Annotated in this window: 11 protein-coding genes; 5 read left to right on the forward strand and 6 right to left on the reverse strand. The window is 70.1% G+C overall.

The genetic code is table 11. The annotated features are described in order from the left end of the window. Positions 1-2: 2 nt before the first annotated feature. Both CHC09_RS06155 and CHC09_RS06160 read right to left on the reverse strand, forming a co-directional pair. Complete coding sequence (locus tag CHC09_RS06155; RefSeq protein WP_089292011.1) at positions 3-2954, reverse strand: glycosyl hydrolase 115 family protein; 2952 nt, start codon at positions 2952-2954, stop codon at positions 3-5. Positions 2955-3102: 148 nt separating this feature from the next. Then, positions 3103-5061 (reverse strand): endo-1,4-beta-xylanase, encoded by a 1959-nt coding sequence (locus CHC09_RS06160; RefSeq protein WP_089292012.1) that lies wholly within the window; start codon positions 5059-5061, stop codon positions 3103-3105. A gap of 97 nt (positions 5062-5158) precedes the next feature. Between CHC09_RS06160 and CHC09_RS06165 the strand changes: the two genes are divergently transcribed. Further along, entirely contained in the window at positions 5159-5683 is a 525-nt protein-coding gene (locus tag CHC09_RS06165; protein ID WP_089292013.1) for a hypothetical protein, read from the forward strand. A gap of 138 nt (positions 5684-5821) precedes the next feature. Here the strand turns inward: CHC09_RS06165 and CHC09_RS06170 are convergent, their stop codons facing one another. From CHC09_RS06170 to CHC09_RS06185, 4 genes are read right to left on the reverse strand one after another with little or no spacing between them, the layout of a single operon-like run. After that, the gene (locus tag CHC09_RS06170) at positions 5822-7015 is read right to left on the reverse strand and encodes an ABC transporter permease (RefSeq protein WP_089292014.1); all 1194 of its coding nucleotides are present in this window, start codon (positions 7013-7015) and stop codon (positions 5822-5824) included. Next, entirely contained in the window at positions 7012-7668 is a 657-nt protein-coding gene (locus CHC09_RS06175; RefSeq protein WP_089292015.1) for an ABC transporter ATP-binding protein, read from the reverse strand. Before CHC09_RS06175 ends, CHC09_RS06170 begins: the two co-directional genes overlap by 4 nt. Then, positions 7665-8696, reverse strand: a complete 1032-nt coding sequence (locus CHC09_RS06180; RefSeq protein ID WP_089292016.1) for a peptidoglycan-binding protein — start codon at positions 8694-8696, stop codon at positions 7665-7667. The genes CHC09_RS06175 and CHC09_RS06180 overlap by 4 nt, the downstream gene beginning before the upstream one ends. Then, positions 8693-9232, reverse strand: coding sequence for a hypothetical protein (locus tag CHC09_RS06185; protein WP_089292017.1), 540 nt, complete (start codon positions 9230-9232; stop codon positions 8693-8695). The genes CHC09_RS06180 and CHC09_RS06185 overlap by 4 nt, the downstream gene beginning before the upstream one ends. 108 nt (positions 9233-9340) lie before the next feature. On the opposite strand from CHC09_RS06185, the gene CHC09_RS06190 reads away from it, so the two are divergent. From CHC09_RS06190 to CHC09_RS06205, 4 genes are all read left to right on the forward strand, one after another. Next, positions 9341-9997 carry a response regulator transcription factor gene (locus CHC09_RS06190; protein ID WP_089292018.1) on the forward strand — a complete coding sequence of 219 codons (657 nt, stop codon included), beginning with the start codon at positions 9341-9343 and terminating at the stop codon, positions 9995-9997. Further along, positions 9994-11232, forward strand: coding sequence for a sensor histidine kinase (locus CHC09_RS06195; RefSeq protein ID WP_089292019.1), 1239 nt, complete (start codon positions 9994-9996; stop codon positions 11230-11232). The genes CHC09_RS06190 and CHC09_RS06195 overlap by 4 nt, the downstream gene beginning before the upstream one ends. Before the next feature lie 158 nt (positions 11233-11390). Further along, the gene (locus tag CHC09_RS06200; RefSeq protein WP_089292020.1) at positions 11391-16349 is read left to right on the forward strand and encodes a family 43 glycosylhydrolase; all 4959 of its coding nucleotides are present in this window, start codon (positions 11391-11393) and stop codon (positions 16347-16349) included. A 258-nt stretch (positions 16350-16607) separates the two neighbouring features. After that, positions 16608-17885 carry an ABC transporter substrate-binding protein gene (locus CHC09_RS06205; protein WP_089292021.1) on the forward strand — a complete coding sequence of 426 codons (1278 nt, stop codon included), beginning with the start codon at positions 16608-16610 and terminating at the stop codon, positions 17883-17885. Positions 17886-17888 lie beyond the last annotated feature (3 nt).

Raw genomic sequence — 17888 nt, forward strand, 5'->3', positions numbered from 1 at the left:
ATTCAGAACCTCCGGCTGGTCGGCGGGCCGAGATAGCTGTACTTCACGCCACCGGTGTCCACGATCAACCGTTGCAGGATCACCGCCGGGTCGATCGCCCGGAACGTCACGGTGTGCGTCCCGGCCCGGCCGACCTGGTGCGTGGTGGTGGTGATGTTGACGTTGTCCGAGGTGTTGCGGGCCCACTGCCGGTTCATCGTGGTGTCGATCGCCCCGGTCTCGGCGACCGCGTCGACGACCTGCGGGGCCGCCCCGTCGATCGAGACGGAGTAGCGCAGCTGCCCGTTGCGGGGCATCAGCAGCGCGGAGATCCGCACCGGTCCGGTGGTGGTCAGCGTGACCCGGTAGTCGAGCCGGGACTCGCCGGCGCCGAGCGGCATGACGCCGTCGCCGCTCTTGCCGATGCCGGGCAGCACCCGCCAGTCACCGGCCTTGCGGTCGAATCCGGTCGCCGGGATCGAGACGTACCCGTTGGCCTCGGCGAACCCCCGCGGCGTGAGCTCGGGGTCGCGGATCGGCGCGCGCACCAGGACGCTGCTTCCCGCGCCCTCGACCCGCAGCTGTACGTCGGTGACCCCGGCCGGCGCGCGCTTCCAGTCGACCGAGACCGTGGCCCGCACCTGCTTGTCCACCGTCCCGGAGGCCGGCGTGACGTGCACCCACGGCTGGTCCGCCGTGATCGTGTAGGCGAACGGCGTGGTGCCCTTGTTGTAGACCTCGAGGTACTGCCGCGGCTGGCTCTGCCACGGGCTGAACTCGGGCAGCGTCGTGGCGTCCCCGCCGTCGAGCGCGACCCCCATCGACGCGCCGGCGGGCACCTCGATCCGTTTCAGGTACGGATAGATCTCGTCCGGCAGCGCCACATTGTTCAGTTCCGGCTGCTGCCACGGGGCGTTCGGGCCGTACCGCGCCACGTTCCCGTACCCGATCTTGGGCTGGAGCTGCCAGTCCCGCCACTTCCCGCCCGCCAGCGCGGTGTTGTAGTGCGCGTTGAGCGCCTGGTCCGCGGCGAATCGCGCCTCCGCCTCGGCGGCCAGGTCGTTGGTCGCGGCGCGGCCCTGCGCGGCATACATGATGTTGGTGAACTCGGCCCGCCGCAGCTCGTACAGGTTCGCGGTCGCCGCGACCTGGTAGTACACGAGCTGGTAGTACGCGTCCTGCCAGGCCTCGGGCACGCGCGCCTTGAGCCGCTCGGCCCGGGCGGCGAGAGCCTGCCACTGCGTGACCACCCGATCCATCTCGGCGTAGTCGGTGATGCTGAACGGGTTGCCCTGGTCGTCGTAGACCACCGCGCTCGGGTCGGTCTTCAGGTCCTTGGCGGGGTCGACGGTGATCCGCCGGTTGAGCAGCTCGGGCTTGCGACGCGACTGCAGGACGCCGTACCGGGAGAGGACCTCGGCGATGTCGGCCGCGAGCGGTCCGCCGAAGTTCTCCGCCGCGTAGCGGCGTTCCCAGTCCCGGATGCCGTCGACCCCGATCGCGTCCGGGTTCCAGGCGTAGTCCAGGAAGAACTGGGCGGGCTCCTCCTCGTTCTTCAGGTCGCCGACGTTGGCCACCCAGAGCCGGTCCACCCCGGACCGGTACGCCCGGTTCAGCTGCTCCCAGGTGTTGGTCAGGTTGGCGGTGTCGACCCACTTGTAGTTGCGGCCGTCGCCGACGTAGTCGAAGTGGTAGTAGAGGCCGTAACCGCCGCTGCGGGCCGGCAGCGCCGGGTCGGGCAGCCTGCGCATGTTGCCCCAGTTGTCGTCGCAGAAGACCACGGTCACGTCATCCGGCGGCCGGTAACCCTGGTCCCAGTAGCGCTGCACCTCCTTGTAGAGGGTCTGCACCTGGGGTGCGCCGAGCATGCCCTCCTCGGCCAGGATCCGGCGCTGCGACGAGATGATCGAGTCCATCAGGTCGATGCCGTCACCGTCGGGCAGGCTGACGTCGCCGTTGCCGCGCATGCCGAGCGTGACCACGCCCTCGATGTCCTGGTCGCGCATCCGCTGGATGCCGGTCCGCCAGTAGTCCTTGATCGCATCCGGGTTGCGCCGGAAGCTCCACTCGCGGGTGCCGGCGGGATGCCGGTTCCACTCCTCGATCCCGCGCATCATCGGCGCCTCGTGCGAGGTGCCCATCACCACGCCGTAGTAGCTGGCGGTGGCGTGGTTGGCCGGGTCGTCCTCGGCGAACGCCCGCCCCCAGACCGCCGGCCACAGGTAGTTGGCCTTGAGCCGGAGCATGGTCTCGAAGACCTTGGCGTAGTAGTTCGCGTTCAGCCCACCCGGGTAACCGGGGGCCTTGCCGGGGCCGAAGAACGCGGGTGCCCAGGTCCCGGTGTCCGGGTTCTCGTCGTTGATGAAGATCCCGCGGTACTTCACCTTCGGGGTGCCCTGGCTGTGCCGGCCGGGCAGGGCGTAGAGCGCGTCCGCGTGCGGGACCGGCACGTCGTCCCAGAAGTGCCAGGGCGAGACGCCGATCAGGCGGGAGACGTCGTAGACGCCGTAGATGGTGCCGCGCTGGTCGCTGCCGGCGATCACGAAGGCCCGCCGCACGCCGGGCAGCGGGTGCTCGACGACCTGCTGCAGCGAGGTCTCCCACTTCCCGGCGACGCCGCGGGTGTCGAGCCGGCCGGCGGCGATCATCCGGTCGATCAGGGCGGACCGGCCGATGGTCCCGATGATGATCGGGTCCCGCCCGGCGGGAATGGTGTCCTGCCCGGCCCGTGGGGTGACGCCGGTGGCGGCGCCGAGGTCGGACTGTAGGTCGCCGGCCACGCGGAGCACGCCGGGGTAGTCGTTGGCGCTGGTCACGATAGGCGCGGCGGCACCACGGGCGACCAGCGGGAAGCGGCCGGGCCCGGCCTGGGTGGAGAGGTAACCGGTCGTCTTGTGGTCGTGGTCCGCGGCGGGAGCGGGGGTCGGGGTAAGGACGGCGAGCGCGGCGACTGCGGCCGCTAAGTGCCTTCGCATGGGTACGCCTCCGGTGGATGAAGCGCTCCGAAAGTTTCGGAAACATGCCGATCGGATTCCGGTAACGTATAGCCTTGTGTCTATATACGTCAACCGATGAACAGGTGACCGACTCGAAAGATATTCCGAAACTTTCGGAGCTCCACGATCAGGCGACGGTGCAGGCGGTGCCGTTCACGGTGAAGGCGGCCGGGACCGGGTTGCTACCGGTCCACGAGGCGAGGAAGCCGACCGAGGCCGAACCGCCGGCGGCGATCGTCGCGTTCCACGAGGCGTTGGTGACCGTGACCGTCGCGCCGGACTGGGCCACCGAGCCGTTCCAGAGCTGGGAGATCGCCTGACCGCCGGTGAACTGCCAGCTCAGCTTCCAGCCGCTGATCGCGGACGAGCCGGTGTTGGCGATCTTCACATCACCCTGGAATCCGCCCGGCCAACTGCCCGTCACGCGGTAGGTGACCGTACAACCGGACGTCCCGGGGCTGGTGCTGGTGCTCGGGGAGACCGACACCGAGGCGGAGGGCGAGACCGAGACGGAGGGCGAGGCGCTCGCGCCGATCTTCGAGGGATCGACCACTCCCCAGTACGCCGACTTCGCCTGCAACCGGGTGTCGAAGAGCAGCGGCGCGTCCTTGCGGGCCACCGGGTAGGTGTCCAGCCAGGTGTTGTCGTCGGCGAGACCCCAAAGCGTCACCGAGGTGAGATCGGCCTTGTACTTGCGGAACAGCGCGAACATGTCCCGGTACATGTACGCCTGGGACAGCAGCCGATCGGCCGGCGGCGTCGGGAACGACTCGCCGCTGCTGGTGTAGATGCTCACGTCCATCTCGGTGACCTGCTGCTCGACACCGACGCCCTCGAACTTCTTCAGCATCGCCTCGGTGTCCGAGATCGACGGCCAGCTCACGTTGACGTGCATCTGGTGGCCGACGCAGTCGATCGGCACACCCTCGCCCTTGAGCTTGACGACCAGGTTGTAGAGCGCGTCCCGCTTGGCGGCCACGTTCGTGTTGTAGTCGTTGATGCAGAGCTTGGCGCTGGGCACGACCTCGCGGGCCACCTTGAACGCGGTGCGCAGGTAGTCCAGCCCGGTGATGTTGTACCAGTTGCTGCGCCGCAGGCCGTCCGACTGCGACTCGTCGATCACCTCGTTGACCACGTCCCAGGTGCCGATGGTGTCGCCGTAGTGCGCCGCCACGTTCCGGATGTGGTTCTCCAGGCGCGCGAGCAGCAGCGCCTTGTTCTCCGCGGTCGCGGTCATCGCCGCGCCGGAGGCGTCCTGGAAGACCCAGGCCGGCGTCTGGTTGTGCCAGACCAGGGTGTGCCCGCGCACCTTCATGTCGTGCGCCTTGGCGAACGCGATCAGCGGATCCGCCTGGGTGTAGGTGAAGGTGTTCTCGGTCGGCTCGGTCGCGTCCCACTTCAGCGCGTTGCCCGGGGTGACCGAGTTGAAGTGCCGGGCGAGCAGTTCGCCGTGTTCGGTGGTGATCTCGGCGCCGGTGATCGCCGCGCCGACCGGGAACTCGGTGACCACGCTCTTGACCGCGGGGATGTCGGTCTGGATCGGCAGCGCCGGCACGTAACTCGCGGTCACGTCGTCGATGTAGAGCGAGCCGGTGCTGGACGCGGTCTCGACGTACAGGTTGAGGAAGTCGACGTCGGCGGCGAGCGTGTAGTGGCCGGTCAGGTTGACCCAGCCGGACGAGGTGACAGCGGTGTTGCCGACCACGGTCTCGTAGGTCGCGGTCCCGCTCGTCCGGCGCTCGACGCTGAGCCGGGCGCTGTCCGAGCCCTCGGCCATCCGCACCCAGGCGGAGATCGTGTACGAGGTGCCCTTGGCGAACGTGCTCAACACACTGAGCGCCGGGCCCTGCCAGGTGGCGGTGCGGCCGGTGACGGCGAGGCTATGGGTGCCGCCGTGCGCGACGGTGGTGCTGCTGGCCAGGGTCTCGGCCGAGCGGCCGGTCCAGCCCTGCACCGTGCCGTCCTCGAAATCGCTCGTCACGACGGTGATGGGGGTGGGGTCGTCAGCGGCGTGGGCGGCCATGACGGCGGTGAGCGGGGCCGCGACCACAAGCGTGGCGAGGGCCAGCCGCGCGATTGCGCGCATCTGCGTTCCCTTCTAGGGATGGATCGACATCGTTACATGGGAGCGCTCCCATTACAACGGTGTTAACGACTTGCCGGACCTGGATAGCGTTTCGGGAGTGGAGATCATGGATCTGCTGAACATCGCCCTGGCCGCCGTGAGCCTCTGCCTGTTCGCCTCTGGAACGTCCGCCCTGGTCACCGGCAGGGCTCCGAGCTTTCGCGTCACCGAGCCCGAACAGATTCGCAAGATCGGGGTGGGGCTCCTTCTCATGGGGATGTTCTGGGCGCTTCAGGTCGTCGGTTATGCCGGCGTCCGGCTGGGACTGATCTCCTCGACCGCACGCGGCGTGTTGCTTCTCGCGGCCTTCCCCGTCGGGGCGCTCGCCGTGATGAAGTACCTGCCGCGACCCACCTGGAACAGAGCCGCCGACGACAAGCCGGACCAGGAAGTGACCCGGCGGGGATACCCGTATTGGATCTACGTCGGCGGGCTGTCTCTATTCCTGTTCGTTTCCGTGTTCGTGCTGGGCATGCTCGACGCACCCAGGGTGGTCGGCGTTCTCGTGATCGCCGCTGTGACGACAGCGATCCTCCTGCCGCTGTACGGCCCCGACGCCGTCAGGAAGTGGATCCGGCGCTGACGCCACGCCGCCCCTTCCGGCCGCCCCCGAACCTGTCCACTGCGGACCCGTGGGCAACCTCGGCTGTCGCGGCATGAGCGTTAACACTCCGGCAAACCGGGTCTCCCCTGAACCTGCCTGTCATGCCGGGAGTCGGGGTCAACGGGTGAGCGCCTCGGTGGGCGCGAGACGTGCCGCCGCCGCCGCGGGGTAGAGGCCCGCCACCGCGCCGACCGCGATGGTGGCGACGAGGCCGCCCGCGAGCGCCCAACCCGGTATGACCGCGGGCCATGACCGGTACCAGGCGTAGCCGGCGGTGGCGACGGAGCCGAACAGGACGCCGGCACCGCCCCCGAGAATGGCCAGCAGCAGCGACTCGCACAGGAACTGCAGGCGGATCTGCCCGCGAGTGGCGCCCAGCGCCCGGCGCAGACCGATCTCGGCGCGGCGTTCGAGCACGGAGATCACCATGGTGTTCGCGACGCCGACCCCGCCGACGATCAGGGCGACCGCGCCCAGTCCCAGCAGCATCCCGTTGAGCGTGCGGTCGGCGGCCCGGGCCGCCGACAGCGCGTCCGAGGGCCGGGAAACCTTCACCTCGTTGGGCGCCTGCGGGTTGACCGTCGCGGCGAGTACGGCGCGGACCTCCTCGACCGACGCGTCCGCGGTGCGGGTGTAGATGGTAGTCGGTGAGCCGTCGAAGTCGAGCATGCGCTGGGCCGCCGACCAGCCGACCAACGCCGCCGAGTCCAGCTCGGGCGCGAGCGGTATCGGTTCCAGGATGCCCACCACCCCGAACCAGCGGCCGCCGAGCCAGATCCTTGGCCCGGGCGAGTCGAGGCCGAGGCGTCGCGCGGAGCCGGCGCCGAGCACCACGGTCGGCCCGTCGACCCCCTCGGTGAGCCAGCGTCCCGCGGCCAGCCGAGCGCCGACGTGTCCGAGCAGGTCCGCCCGCGCGGCCAGCACGACGATGCTGCCGGTCTGCCCCGCCGGGATGTACTCGTTGCGGTAGACCTTTGCTTCGAGCCGGCCGGTGGCGGTGACGCTCCGCACGGGCCCGATACGTCGCACCATCGCCGGCGACTCGGGCGGCAGGTGCGCCTGCTCCCCGGTGAAGGTACTGCCGGGCGCCACCGTCAACAGGTTGGTGCCCAGGGCGCGCAGACTGCGGTCCAGCTCGGCGCGGCTGGATGCGGAGATACCGACGACGGCGAGCATCGCGGCGATGCCGATCGCGATGCCCAGCGCCGACAGGACGATACGCAGCGGCCGGGTACGCAGCCCGGCGGCGCCGACCCGGAACACGTCGCCCGGGGCGAGCCGGGCGGGCACCGGCCTCGTCAGCGCGCTCACGACTCACCCAGCCGGCCGTCGCACATGGTCAGACGGCGCGGAAGTCCCGCGGCGATCTTCTGATCGTGCGTGATGATCACGATGGTGGCGCCGTCCGCGTGCAGGTCGTGCAGCAGCTCCATCACCGCGGCGCTGGCGGTCGAGTCGAGGTTGCCGGTCGGCTCGTCGGCGAGCAGCACCGCCGGATCGCCGACGACCGCCCGGGCGATGGCCACCCGTTGCCGTTCCCCGCCGGACATCTCATGCGGCCGGTGGCCGGCCCGGTGGTCGAGGCCCACCCGCCGCAGGGCCAGGGCCGCGCGTCGGCGCCGGTCGCGGCGGCGCACGCCGCAGTAGAGGAGTCCATCGGCGACGTTGTCGAGCGCGGACACCCCGGGCGCCAGGTGGAACTGCTGGAAGACGAAGCCGATGGTGCGGGCCCGCAGGGCGGACAGCGACCGGTCAGGCAGGTCGGCCACGTCGTGGCCGTCGATGCGTACGGTGCCGGCGGACGGGCGGTCCAGCGCGCCGAGCAGGTGCAGCATCGTCGACTTCCCGGAGCCGGAGGGTCCGACGATGCCGACCAGTTCGCCAGCGGACACGGAGGCCGAGACACCGGCCAGCGCGGTGACACCGCCCGGATAGGTCTTCGCCACGTCGATCATCTGGATCATGTGGGCATCCCCACGGTCATGCCTTCGGCCAGGCCGGTACCGCTGACCTCGGCACGCCCTTCGGCGAACATGCCGACGTGCACCGACAGGTAGCGCGACGTACCGCCCTCGACGACCTGCAGGCCGTACCCGCCATCCGCCAGCGCGAGCAGGGCGGGCACCGGCACGGTGAGCACGTTGTCGCGCTTCCGGCCGGTGTAGGTGACCTCGACCGGGGATTCGTGCGGGTCGCCGGTATCCGGATGGCCGGTCAGCGAGATGGTCACCGGCACCGTCGGGTCCTCGCCCTGCGCACCGGTCACTTTCGTACCGACGTGCCTGACCCGGCCGGACACCCGCTTCCCGCCGGGCAGCGCGACGGACACCTTCGCGCCGGGTTCGGCCCAGGCGGCGTCGGCGGCCGGAGCCTTGACGGTGACCACCGGGCCGGCGCCGGTGTAGCTGAGAAGCGCACCGGTTCCTGGGTCGCCGATCCGTGCCTTGAGCTCGGCGATCCGGATGGTGCCGGGCGCCACGATCGCCCAGGACGTGGTGACGGTTCCGGTCCGCGGCAGGCCCAGCCGCTTCTGCCAGCTTCGTACGGCCGCCGCGGTCGAGGCCGTGTACTGGTCATCGACGGTGAAGCCGCCGTGGCCGAGCGCGCTCAGGTTGCGCTCGAACTGGAGCACGTCCTGGCCCTCGGTGCCGGGAGCGAGCGGGCGGTACAGCGGCAGGACGCCGTTGAGCAGCACCACCGGGCGGTCGTCGACGCGCACCACGGTGCCACCGCGGCTGACAGTGGCGCCCTCCTTCGGTAGCCACGTCACGGTGCCTGTGGCGCCCGACCTCATCGGCACCGGTTCCCCGTAGCCGAGGTTCCCGTCGATCTTGATCTGCTCGGCCAGCGTCTGGCGCCGTACCGTGGTGATGGCCGACGGGCGGCCGGAGGCGGGCGCCGGTTCCTTTCCGCGGCTGAGGAAGACCGCGGCCGTTCCCGCACCGCCGAGCGTTGCCAGCGTGATCAGCAACACCGCCGTCCGGCGGGTCATCCGTCCACCCTGACGGCCGGCATGGCACCCCCGCCGAACTGCTGACACTTCGGCGCCGCCTCATCCATCTTGTCGAGAACGCCGGCCTTGTCCTTGCCGACGCTGAACTCGCCGGTCTCCGGATCGGGATCCGGGAACTCCGGCATTCCGTTCTCGCGTAGACATTTGGCGAATTCGCGGCGCTTCGCAACGTCCTCGGCCGGCATCTTCCCGGGCTCTCCGCCGTTGGGCAGGAACTCGCGGCACTTGGTCGACGCGGCCGTCAGCTTCGCCTCGTTCGCCTTGTCCACCTGGATCCCCGGCATCATGCCGTCCGGGCCGGGATCCTCCATGTCGACGCCGTTCTCCCGCATGCACTGCGCGAACTTGCGTCCCTGTGCGGCGTCGTCCCGCGCCGGCGGCGCGGCCGCGCCGGCCGACGGTTTCCCGCCGGCCGATGCCACCGACGGCGCCTCCTTCTTCGCCGCGCAACCGCCGAGCACTGCCGCGAGCAGCACCGGTACGACGATCAGCCGAGCCCTGTCTACGAATGTCATCGTGGCTCCTCCCTCGAATCGGGAACCACCACACCAGCTCGCCGGTTAAATGATCATTAGTGCCGGCGCTAACAGCTTTCTAACGGGTGCACCGGGCACCATGAGCCGATGCGAGTACTGGTGGCGGAGGACGAGGTCGTGCTGGCGGACTCGATAGCCGAGGGCCTGCGACTGCAGTCCCTCGCCGTCGACACCGCCTACGACGGCGACGCCGCCCTCCGGCGCCTCGCCGTCAACAGCTACGACGTCCTCGTCCTGGACCGGGACCTGCCGGTGGTGCACGGCGACGACGTGTGCCGGGCCGTGGTGAACGCCGGCTGGGAGGTGCGCATGCTGATGCTGACCGCCTCCGGCGGCATCACCGACCGGGTCGCGGGCCTGGCGCTGGGCGCCGACGACTACCTGCCCAAGCCGTTCGCGTTCGCGGAGTTGGTCGCCCGGGTCCGGGCGCTGGGCCGGCGCGCACGCCCGGCCGCCCCGCCGGTACTGGAACGCGCCGGCATCCGGCTCGACACGTCCCGCCGTCAGGTGTACCGCGACGGCCATCACGTCCCGCTGTCCCGCAAGGAGTTCGCCGTTCTCGAGGAGTTGCTGCGTGCCGACGGCGCGGTGGTGAGCACCGAGCAACTGCTGGAACGCGCCTGGGACGAGCACACCGACCCGTTCACCGGCGTGGTCCGGGTCACCGTGCTGACGCTGCGGCGCAAGCTCGGGCCGCCGCAGGTGGTGACCACCGTGACCGGAGTGGGGTACCAGATCCCGTGACAACGCACCGGCTGACCATCCGGGCCCGGCTGACCGCCCTGTACGGAGGACTGTTCCTGCTGGTCGGCACCGCGCTGCTCGGCATCACCTACCTGTTGCTCGCGTCCGCGCTGAACAACCCGAGCTTCGGTCGTACCGCCTTCGTCGCGGCGATACCCGGAGTCGCGATCACCACCATCGACACCGGCGTAGCGGAGCCGTCGGGCGACGCCGCAGGCGCCACCCAGCCGACGAGCCCCGACCCGACCTGGACACCCGAGCAGCAGCGGCAGGCCGAGGAGACCATGCGGCTCGCGAAGGCGCTGCAGGCGCAGTTCCGCCAGCAGACCCTCACCTCCCTGCTGCGCCAGGGCGGCCTCGCCCTGGCCGGGGTCGGCATCATCGGCGTCTGGCTCGGCTGGCTCGCTGCCGGCCGCACCCTGCGACCGTTGCAGGAGATCACCGCGACCGCCCGCCGGGTGGCCGGAAGCAACCTGCACGAGCGCATCGGCCTCAGCGGACCGCAGGACGAACTGCGGCAGCTCGCCGACACCTTCGACGACATGCTCGCCCGTCTCGACGCCGCATTCGGCTCCCAACGCCGTTTCGTGGCCAACGCCTCGCACGAACTGCGCACCCCGCTGACCATCAACCGGACCCTGATCGAGGTCGCGCTCAGCCGCCCCGACCCGCCCGCCGAGCTGCGCCGACTCGGTACGGCTCTGCTGGCGATGAATGCCCGGCACGAGAAACTGCTCGAAGGGCTGCTGGTGCTCGCCGGCTCCGAACAGGAGCTCACCACACGCGACTCCGTCGACCTCGCCGCGGTGACGGCCCGCCTCGTCGACGCGGCCCGGCCGGGCGCCGCGGCCGCCGGCGTCGACCTGCGGTTCTCCTCGGCGCCCGCCCGGACGATCGGCGATCCGATCCTGCTCGAACGCGCCGTACAGAATCTGCTGCAGAACGCGATCGCCTACAACGTGCCGGGCGGCGACGTGACGGTGACCTGCGCCGGATCCGTGATCACCGTCGCCAACACCGGGCCGGTCGTCACCGCCGCCGAGATACCCGGTCTCTTCGAACCGTTCCGCCGCCTGTCCGACCGGACCGGCTCCACCGACGGCAGCGGGCTCGGCCTCTCGATCGTCCGGTCCGTCGTCACCGCGCACGGCGGCGAGATCACCGCCGAGCCCCGCCCGGCCGGCGGACTCTCCGTCTCCATGCGGCTCCCGCCGCCGCACGCCGACGTCGCCTGACGACATCAGCACCTGAGCGGCGATGATCGATCTCTTCCGGCCGCGCTCATCGGCAATCTTGACTGTCGCGGTGTGAGCGTTAACACTCAGGCAACCGCTCCGACACGCGCGCGCGACTCGAGGGGAAGCCGTGCGCCGCTCCCCCACGAGGAGATGGGATGCCCCGGCGCACCCGCGCAAAGTTGTTGACGCTTCTCGCTTCGAGTTCCCTGCTGGCCGGCCTGCTGGCCACCACCTCCCCCGCCGCGGCCGCCGACGCGGTCACCGACGGCCTGCTGCTCCGGTACAGGCTGGACGAGAGCTCCGGCACGGTCGCCGCCGACGCCTCCGGCCACGGCCGGGACGGCGTCGTGCAGGGCGCCACCTGGGCCGGCGACCAGGGGCTGACCTTCGACGGCAGCAGCACGTACGTCAAGGCGCCGGACAACCTGATGAGCGGTCTGGACGCGATCACCGTCGCGTTCGACGTCAAGATAGACAGCGCGCAGGTGACTCCGTACTTCCTCTACGGGTTCGGCAACACCGATTCGGCGACCGGCTACGGCAACGGTTACCTCTTCGCGACCGGCGACAGCTTCCGCAACGCGATCTCGCTGAGCAACTGGAGCGGCGAGCAGAACACCCGGCCGGCCACCGGCTACAACCTGACCCGGAACGCCTGGAAGCACTTCGCCTACACCCAGGCCGGGACGACCGGGACGCTCTACGAGGACGGCGTCGCGGTCGGCACGAACACCTCGGTCGGCATCCTGCCCGGCACCGTCGGCGGCGGCGTCACGAGCGCGAACTACTTCGGCCGCTCGCTCTACACCGGCGACAAGTACCTGAAGGGCGGGATGCGGGACCTCCGGGTCTACGACCGGGCGCTCTCCGCCGACGAGGTGAACACCCTGGCCACGCCGGTGAACGAGACAGCGGTCACGGCCGACGAGCGGGCCCTGGACCTCGGCGACACCACCGCACTGACCGCGGACCTGACCCTGCCGGCCACGGGTGCGAACGGCTCGAAGCTGAGCTGGGCGACCAGCGACGCCGCGGTGATCACGGCCGCCGGGCGGATCACCCGCCCCCGGGCCGGCCAGCCGGACGCGCACGCCACCCTCACCGCGTCGATCAGGCGCGGCGCCGTCGTGGCGACGAAGACCTTCGCGATCACGGTGCGGGCCGAGCTGGACGACGCGGCGACGGCCGCCGCGGCGGCCGCGGCTCTGGCGGTACGGAACCTCGACGACGTACGCGGAAATCTCGCACTGCCCAGCAGCGGAGCCGGCGGCACGACGGTGACCTGGACCAGCGCCGATCCGGCGGTCCTCACCGCGACCGGCGAGGTGCACCGCCCGGCCCACGGCGCCGGCGCGACCACCGTGACCCTGACCGCGACCGTGACCAGGGGCAGCGGCAGCGCCACCCGGGATTTCACCGCCAAGGTGCCCGAACTGCCCGCTCAGGAGCCCTTCAAGGGTTACCTGTTCAGCTACTTCACCGGCGAGGGCTACTCGAACGGGGAGCAGGTCTACAACGCGCTCAGCAGCGGCAACGACCCGCTGAGCTGGCGCGAGATCAACGACGGGCAGCCGGTGCTCACCTCGACGCTGGGCACCCAGGGCCTGCGCGACCCGTTCATCATCCGCTCCCCCGAGGGCGACAAGTTCTACCAGATCGCCACCGACCTCAAGATCTACGGCAACGGCGACTGGGACGGGTCGCAGCGCCGCGGCAGCAAGTCGATCATGGTGTGGGAGTCCACCGACCTGGTCAACTGGACCGATCAGCGCCTCGTCAAGGTCTCTCCCGACACCGCCGGCAACACCTGGGCGCCGGAGGCGTTCTACGACGAGAGCCTCGGCGCGTACGTCGTCTTCTGGGCCTCGAAGCTCTACGACGAGACGGACACCGGGCACACCGGCACCACCTACAACCGGATGATGTACGCGACGACCAGGGACTTCTACACGTTCAGCGAGCCGAGGGTGTGGAAGGACCCGGGGTACTCGGTGATCGACTCGACGATGGTCGAGCACGACGGCGAGTACTACCGGTTCACCAAGGACGAGCGGAACAACACCTCGTCCTCGCCGTGCAGCAAGTACATCATCGAGGAGAAGTCGACCTCGATCCTCGACCTGGACTACGACTTCGTCTCGGAGTGCATCGGGTCCCCGGAGTTGAGCCGCGGCGAGGGTCCACTGATCTTCAAGAGCAACACCGAGGAGAAGTGGTACCTGTTCATCGACGAGTACGGCGGCCGCGGTTACGTCCCGTTCTCCACCACCGACCTCGACTCCGGGCAGTGGACGGCGGAGACGGGGTACACGCTGCCGTCGCGGCCCCGGCACGGCACGGTCCTGCCGGTCACCCAGGCCGAGTACGACCGGATCTCCGCGAGGTACGAGGAGCCGCCGCCCGCCCCGGGCCTCCGGCTGCGGTACAGGTTCGACGAGACCGGCGGCACGGTCGCCAAGGACTCCTCGGGCAACGGCTTCAACGGGACCCTCAACCGCGGGCCGTCGTTCACCTCCGGAGTCGACGGCGGCGCGATCAGCCTGGCCGGCGGCGGCAGCTCATCGGCCACCGCGCCCTACGTGACCATCCCGAACGGCGTGCTCAAGGGCGCGACCAGCGCGACCGTCTCGCTCTGGGCGAAGTGGAACGCGTCCACCACGGTCAACCAGTGGATCTACGCGCTCGGGCCGGACAGCAACAAATACCTGTTCACCAGCCCCTCCAACGGTTCCTCACTGCTCTACTCGGCGATCACCAGCGGCAGCTGGCCGGCGGAGTCGAAGCTGGCGAGCAGCGGGCAGCTGCCCGGCGGGAGCTGGCAGCACATCGCGGTCACCGTGGACGGCACGGCCGGCACCGCGGCGATGTACCTGAACGGGCGCAGGGTGGCCTCCGCGACCGGGGTCACCGTCAAACCCGGGGACCTCTACGACGCTTCGAAGAGCTATTCGGGGTACGTCGGGAAGTCGCTCTACTCGGCCGACCCGTACTTCGCCGGGGCGATCGACGACTTCCGGATCTACAACACGGCGCTGACCGGGCCGGAGATCCTGAACCTGGCCGGAAAGAGCACCTCGATCGGCGGGGTGACGCTGCCGCAGCTCAAGGTCGACACGATCGTCGACGACGCCGCGGGGACGGTGAAACTGCCGGTGGCCGAGGGCACCGACGTGACCGCGCTCGCGCCGCGGTTCACCCTCGCCGAGGGCGCGACGATCAGCCCGGCGTCCGGGACGCCTCGGGACTTCAGCAGCCCCGTCACGTACCGGACAACCGGCGGCGATGGCGCACAGCGGACCTGGACCGTCTCGGCGCTCGTGATGAAGAGCCCGGTCCTGCCGGGCCTGTACGCCGATCCGAACATCACCGTCTTCGGCGACACGTTCTGGATGTATCCGACGAACGACGGGTTCGCGGGCTGGTCCGGCACGCGGTTCCACGCGTTCTCCTCGAAGGATCTGGTGCACTGGACCGACCACGGGGTGATCCTCGACCTCGGGCCGGACGTCAGCTGGGCCGACGACAGCGCGTGGGCGCCCACGGTCACTTCGCACGGCGGGAAGTACTACTTCTACTTCTCCGGTGGGCTGGCCGGCGGGAACACGGCCAAACAGCTGGGCGTGGCGGTCGCCGACAACCCCGCGGGGCCGTTCAGGGACGCGCTCGGCAAGCCGCTCGTGGCGGCCGGCTCCTACAGCGGGCAGATGATCGACTCGGCGGTCTTCACCGACGACGACGGGAAGTCCTACCTGTACTGGGGCAACGGCAACTCCTACCAGGTCCCGCTGAACGACGACCGGGTCTCGTTCGACCCGGCGCTGGTGAGGACGTATCACCCGGCGAACTACAACGAGGGCTCGTTCGTGATCAAGCGGAACGGGACCTACTACTTCATGTGGTCGGAGAACGACACCCGCAGCGCGGACTACCGGGTGGCCTACGCGACCGGCAGCTCGCCGACCGGCCCGTGGAGCGACCGGATCGGGGTGATCCTGTCGAAGGACACCTCGCTCGGCATCCTGGGGACCGGGCACCACTCGGTGGTCCGGGCGCCGAACAGCGACGACTGGTACATCGCGTACCACCGGTTCGCGATTCCGGGCGGCGACGGCACGCATCGCGAGACCACGATCGACCGGCTCACGTTCGACGCCGCCGGGAGGATCAACCCGGTCGTGCCGACCTTGGAGAGTGTGGACCCGGTGACCGTGGCGCACGCGGGCCCGGACGTCACCGGTGCCGAGGGCGGCACGATCCCGGTCCGCGGCTCGGTCTCGAACGGTGCGAACGCACCGGTCTGGTCCTCGGGCGGGCCCTGCACCTTCGCCGACCCGCATGCCGTCTCCACGACGGTGACCTGCACCGACGACGGGGCGTACACGGTCACTCTGACCGCCGGCGGCAGTCACGACACGGCTTCGCTCGAGGTGACCAATGTGACGCCGTCGATCACGGCGCCGGGCGGGCCGCCGGCACCCGCCGCGCCGGTCACCACCGGCGAGGAGGTCCGGTTCAGCGTTCCGGTCTCGGACGCCGGGGCCGCCGACACCCTCTCCTGCACGGCGTCGTGGGGTGACGGTGCCGTCGCCGCCGGCACGGTCAGCGCGGGCGCCTGCGCGGTCCGGCACGCGTACGCACGCGGCGGGGTGTTCCAGCCGACCGTGACGGTGCGGGACGACGACGGCGCGGCCGCGACGGTGACCATGCCGTTCGTCGTCACCTACGTTCCCGGGAGCGGGCAGGCGGCCGCGAGCGGCTGGCTGACCGCACCGGCCGGTTGCCTCGCCGGGATCCGTTCCGGCGGCACGGTGGACTTCGCGCTCGCCGCGGGTCCCTCGGGCGGCAGCACCTGGCTCCGGTTCGCGGGCGGTGACCTGTACTTCCGGTCCACGGCGCAGACCCCGGCACGGATCGCCGGGAACACCGCCACCTATCAGGGCACCGGGACGGTCAACGGGACCGGCTCGTACCGGTTCGAGGTGACCGTTGCCGACGGCGCCGACCGGATCGCCGTCCGGATCTGGTCGGCGCCCGGCAGGGTGCTCCTCGACCTGAGACCGGCCCGCCCCGCCGGCGGCGGCGTCGTGGTCAGTCCCCGCAAACACGGGCACTGACCGGAAGCACTCCCGGCTGGTTCGCACGGTGGTGTTCGGCCCCTCGACACCACCGGCCGAACCAGCCGGGAGCGGCGGTTGCGGGAAAACCCTTTCCCGGTGCTGAGAACGTTTCATTTCGGCGTTGACGCACTCGTTAACGCCGTGCAATGCTGCCTCAACGCATTGAAAACAGTTAATTTGCAGGGCCCCCGACGCACGGCGCTGGAGGCCTGAACTCCGCATGCTCTGAAACGTTCCAAGTCAGCGGGAGGCGTCATGTCGGTCAGCAGGCGAACACTTCTGAGGGGCGGACTGGCCGGGCTCGCCCTCGCCGGAACGGGCACGGCCGCCGCCGGGTGCGGCGACTCCGGAGACGACGGCAAGACGCTGCGATTCGCCTGGTGGGGCAGCGAGGAACGGGCCGCCGCCACGCAGAAGGTGGTGGACCTGTTCCACACCAAGCACCCGGACATCACGATCAAGACCACGTACTCGGCCTTCGACCCGTACTTCCAGAAGCTGGCCACCGAGATGAGCGGCGGCAACGCCCCGGACGTGCTCCAGATGAGCGAGCGTTACGTGCGCGAGTACGCCGAACGCAACACCCTGCTCGACCTCACCCCGCACCTCGGCTCGAAGGTGCAGACCGCGGACCTGGAACAGAAACTGTTCACCCAGGGCGTCATCGGCGGCAAGACGTACGGCCTGCCGATGGGCCAGACCACCCACGTGCTCCAGTACGACGCCAAGCGCTGGACGGAAGCCGGCGCGAAACTCCCCGCCGAAGGCTGGACCTGGGACGACCTGCGCGACGCCGGCGCCAAGGTCAGCGCGAAGTTCGGGCCGAAGGTCAGCGGCATCAGCGACTTCTTCGGCATCGAGGACTGGTTCGGCGACTGGCTGCGCCAGCAGGGCAAGGACCTGTACACCGCGGACGGCAAACTCGGCTACACCGAGGCCGAGGTGATCCGCTGGTGGCAGATGTCGGTCGACTTCACCAAGGCCAAGGCGCTCACCCCGCCGGCGGTCACCAGCAACACCACGAACACGCCGTTCCCACGCAAGGAGTCCACCGCCGAGTTCTCGCCGGACTCGACGATCGGGATGAAGTCCTGGGACAACTACGGCTCCGAGTTCAAGCTCTCCGCGTTCCCCACCGCCGGCACCGGGATCGGCCAGTTCACCCAGCCGCCCATGATGATCAGCGTCGCGCAGCGCACCAAGAACCAGGACGCCGCCCTGGCCTTCGTGGACTTCTTCCTCAACGACCCGGAGGCGGGCGCGCTGCTCGGGATGGCACGCGGCCTGCCGCCCAACCTCAAGATCCGCGAGACACTGTCCGGGACGCTGACCGACGAGTGGAAGACGGTCGCCGACTACGAGGCGCTGGTCGGCCCGAAACTGCTGCCCGCTCCCCCGCCGCCGCCGAAGGGCGCGGGCGTGGTGAAGACCCAGTTCCAGCTGATCTACGACGACGTGATGAACGGCAAGGCAACACCCGAGAAGGCGGCGCCTCGCCTGATGAGCGAGATCCAGCAGGCGCTCGGGGCCTGAGCC

The organism is Actinoplanes regularis, assembly GCF_900188005.1.
In the GTDB taxonomy this organism is placed as follows: Bacteria; Actinomycetota; Actinomycetes; order Mycobacteriales; family Micromonosporaceae; genus Actinoplanes; species Actinoplanes regularis.

Coding starts and splice junctions, on each gene's coding strand:
- CHC09_RS06205 (WP_089292021.1), top strand. CDS start 16,608: ATGTCGGTCAGCAGGCGAACACTTCTGAGGGGCGGACTGGCCGGGCTC.
- CHC09_RS06175 (WP_089292015.1), bottom strand. CDS start 7,668: ATGATCCAGATGATCGACGTGGCGAAGACCTATCCGGGCGGTGTCACC.
- CHC09_RS06190 (WP_089292018.1), top strand. CDS start 9,341: ATGCGAGTACTGGTGGCGGAGGACGAGGTCGTGCTGGCGGACTCGATA.
- CHC09_RS06200 (WP_089292020.1), top strand. CDS start 11,391: ATGCCCCGGCGCACCCGCGCAAAGTTGTTGACGCTTCTCGCTTCGAGT.
- CHC09_RS06160 (WP_089292012.1), bottom strand. CDS start 5,061: ATGCGCGCAATCGCGCGGCTGGCCCTCGCCACGCTTGTGGTCGCGGCC.
- CHC09_RS06155 (WP_089292011.1), bottom strand. CDS start 2,954: ATGCGAAGGCACTTAGCGGCCGCAGTCGCCGCGCTCGCCGTCCTTACC.
- CHC09_RS06185 (WP_089292017.1), bottom strand. CDS start 9,232: ATGACATTCGTAGACAGGGCTCGGCTGATCGTCGTACCGGTGCTGCTC.
- CHC09_RS06180 (WP_089292016.1), bottom strand. CDS start 8,696: ATGACCCGCCGGACGGCGGTGTTGCTGATCACGCTGGCAACGCTCGGC.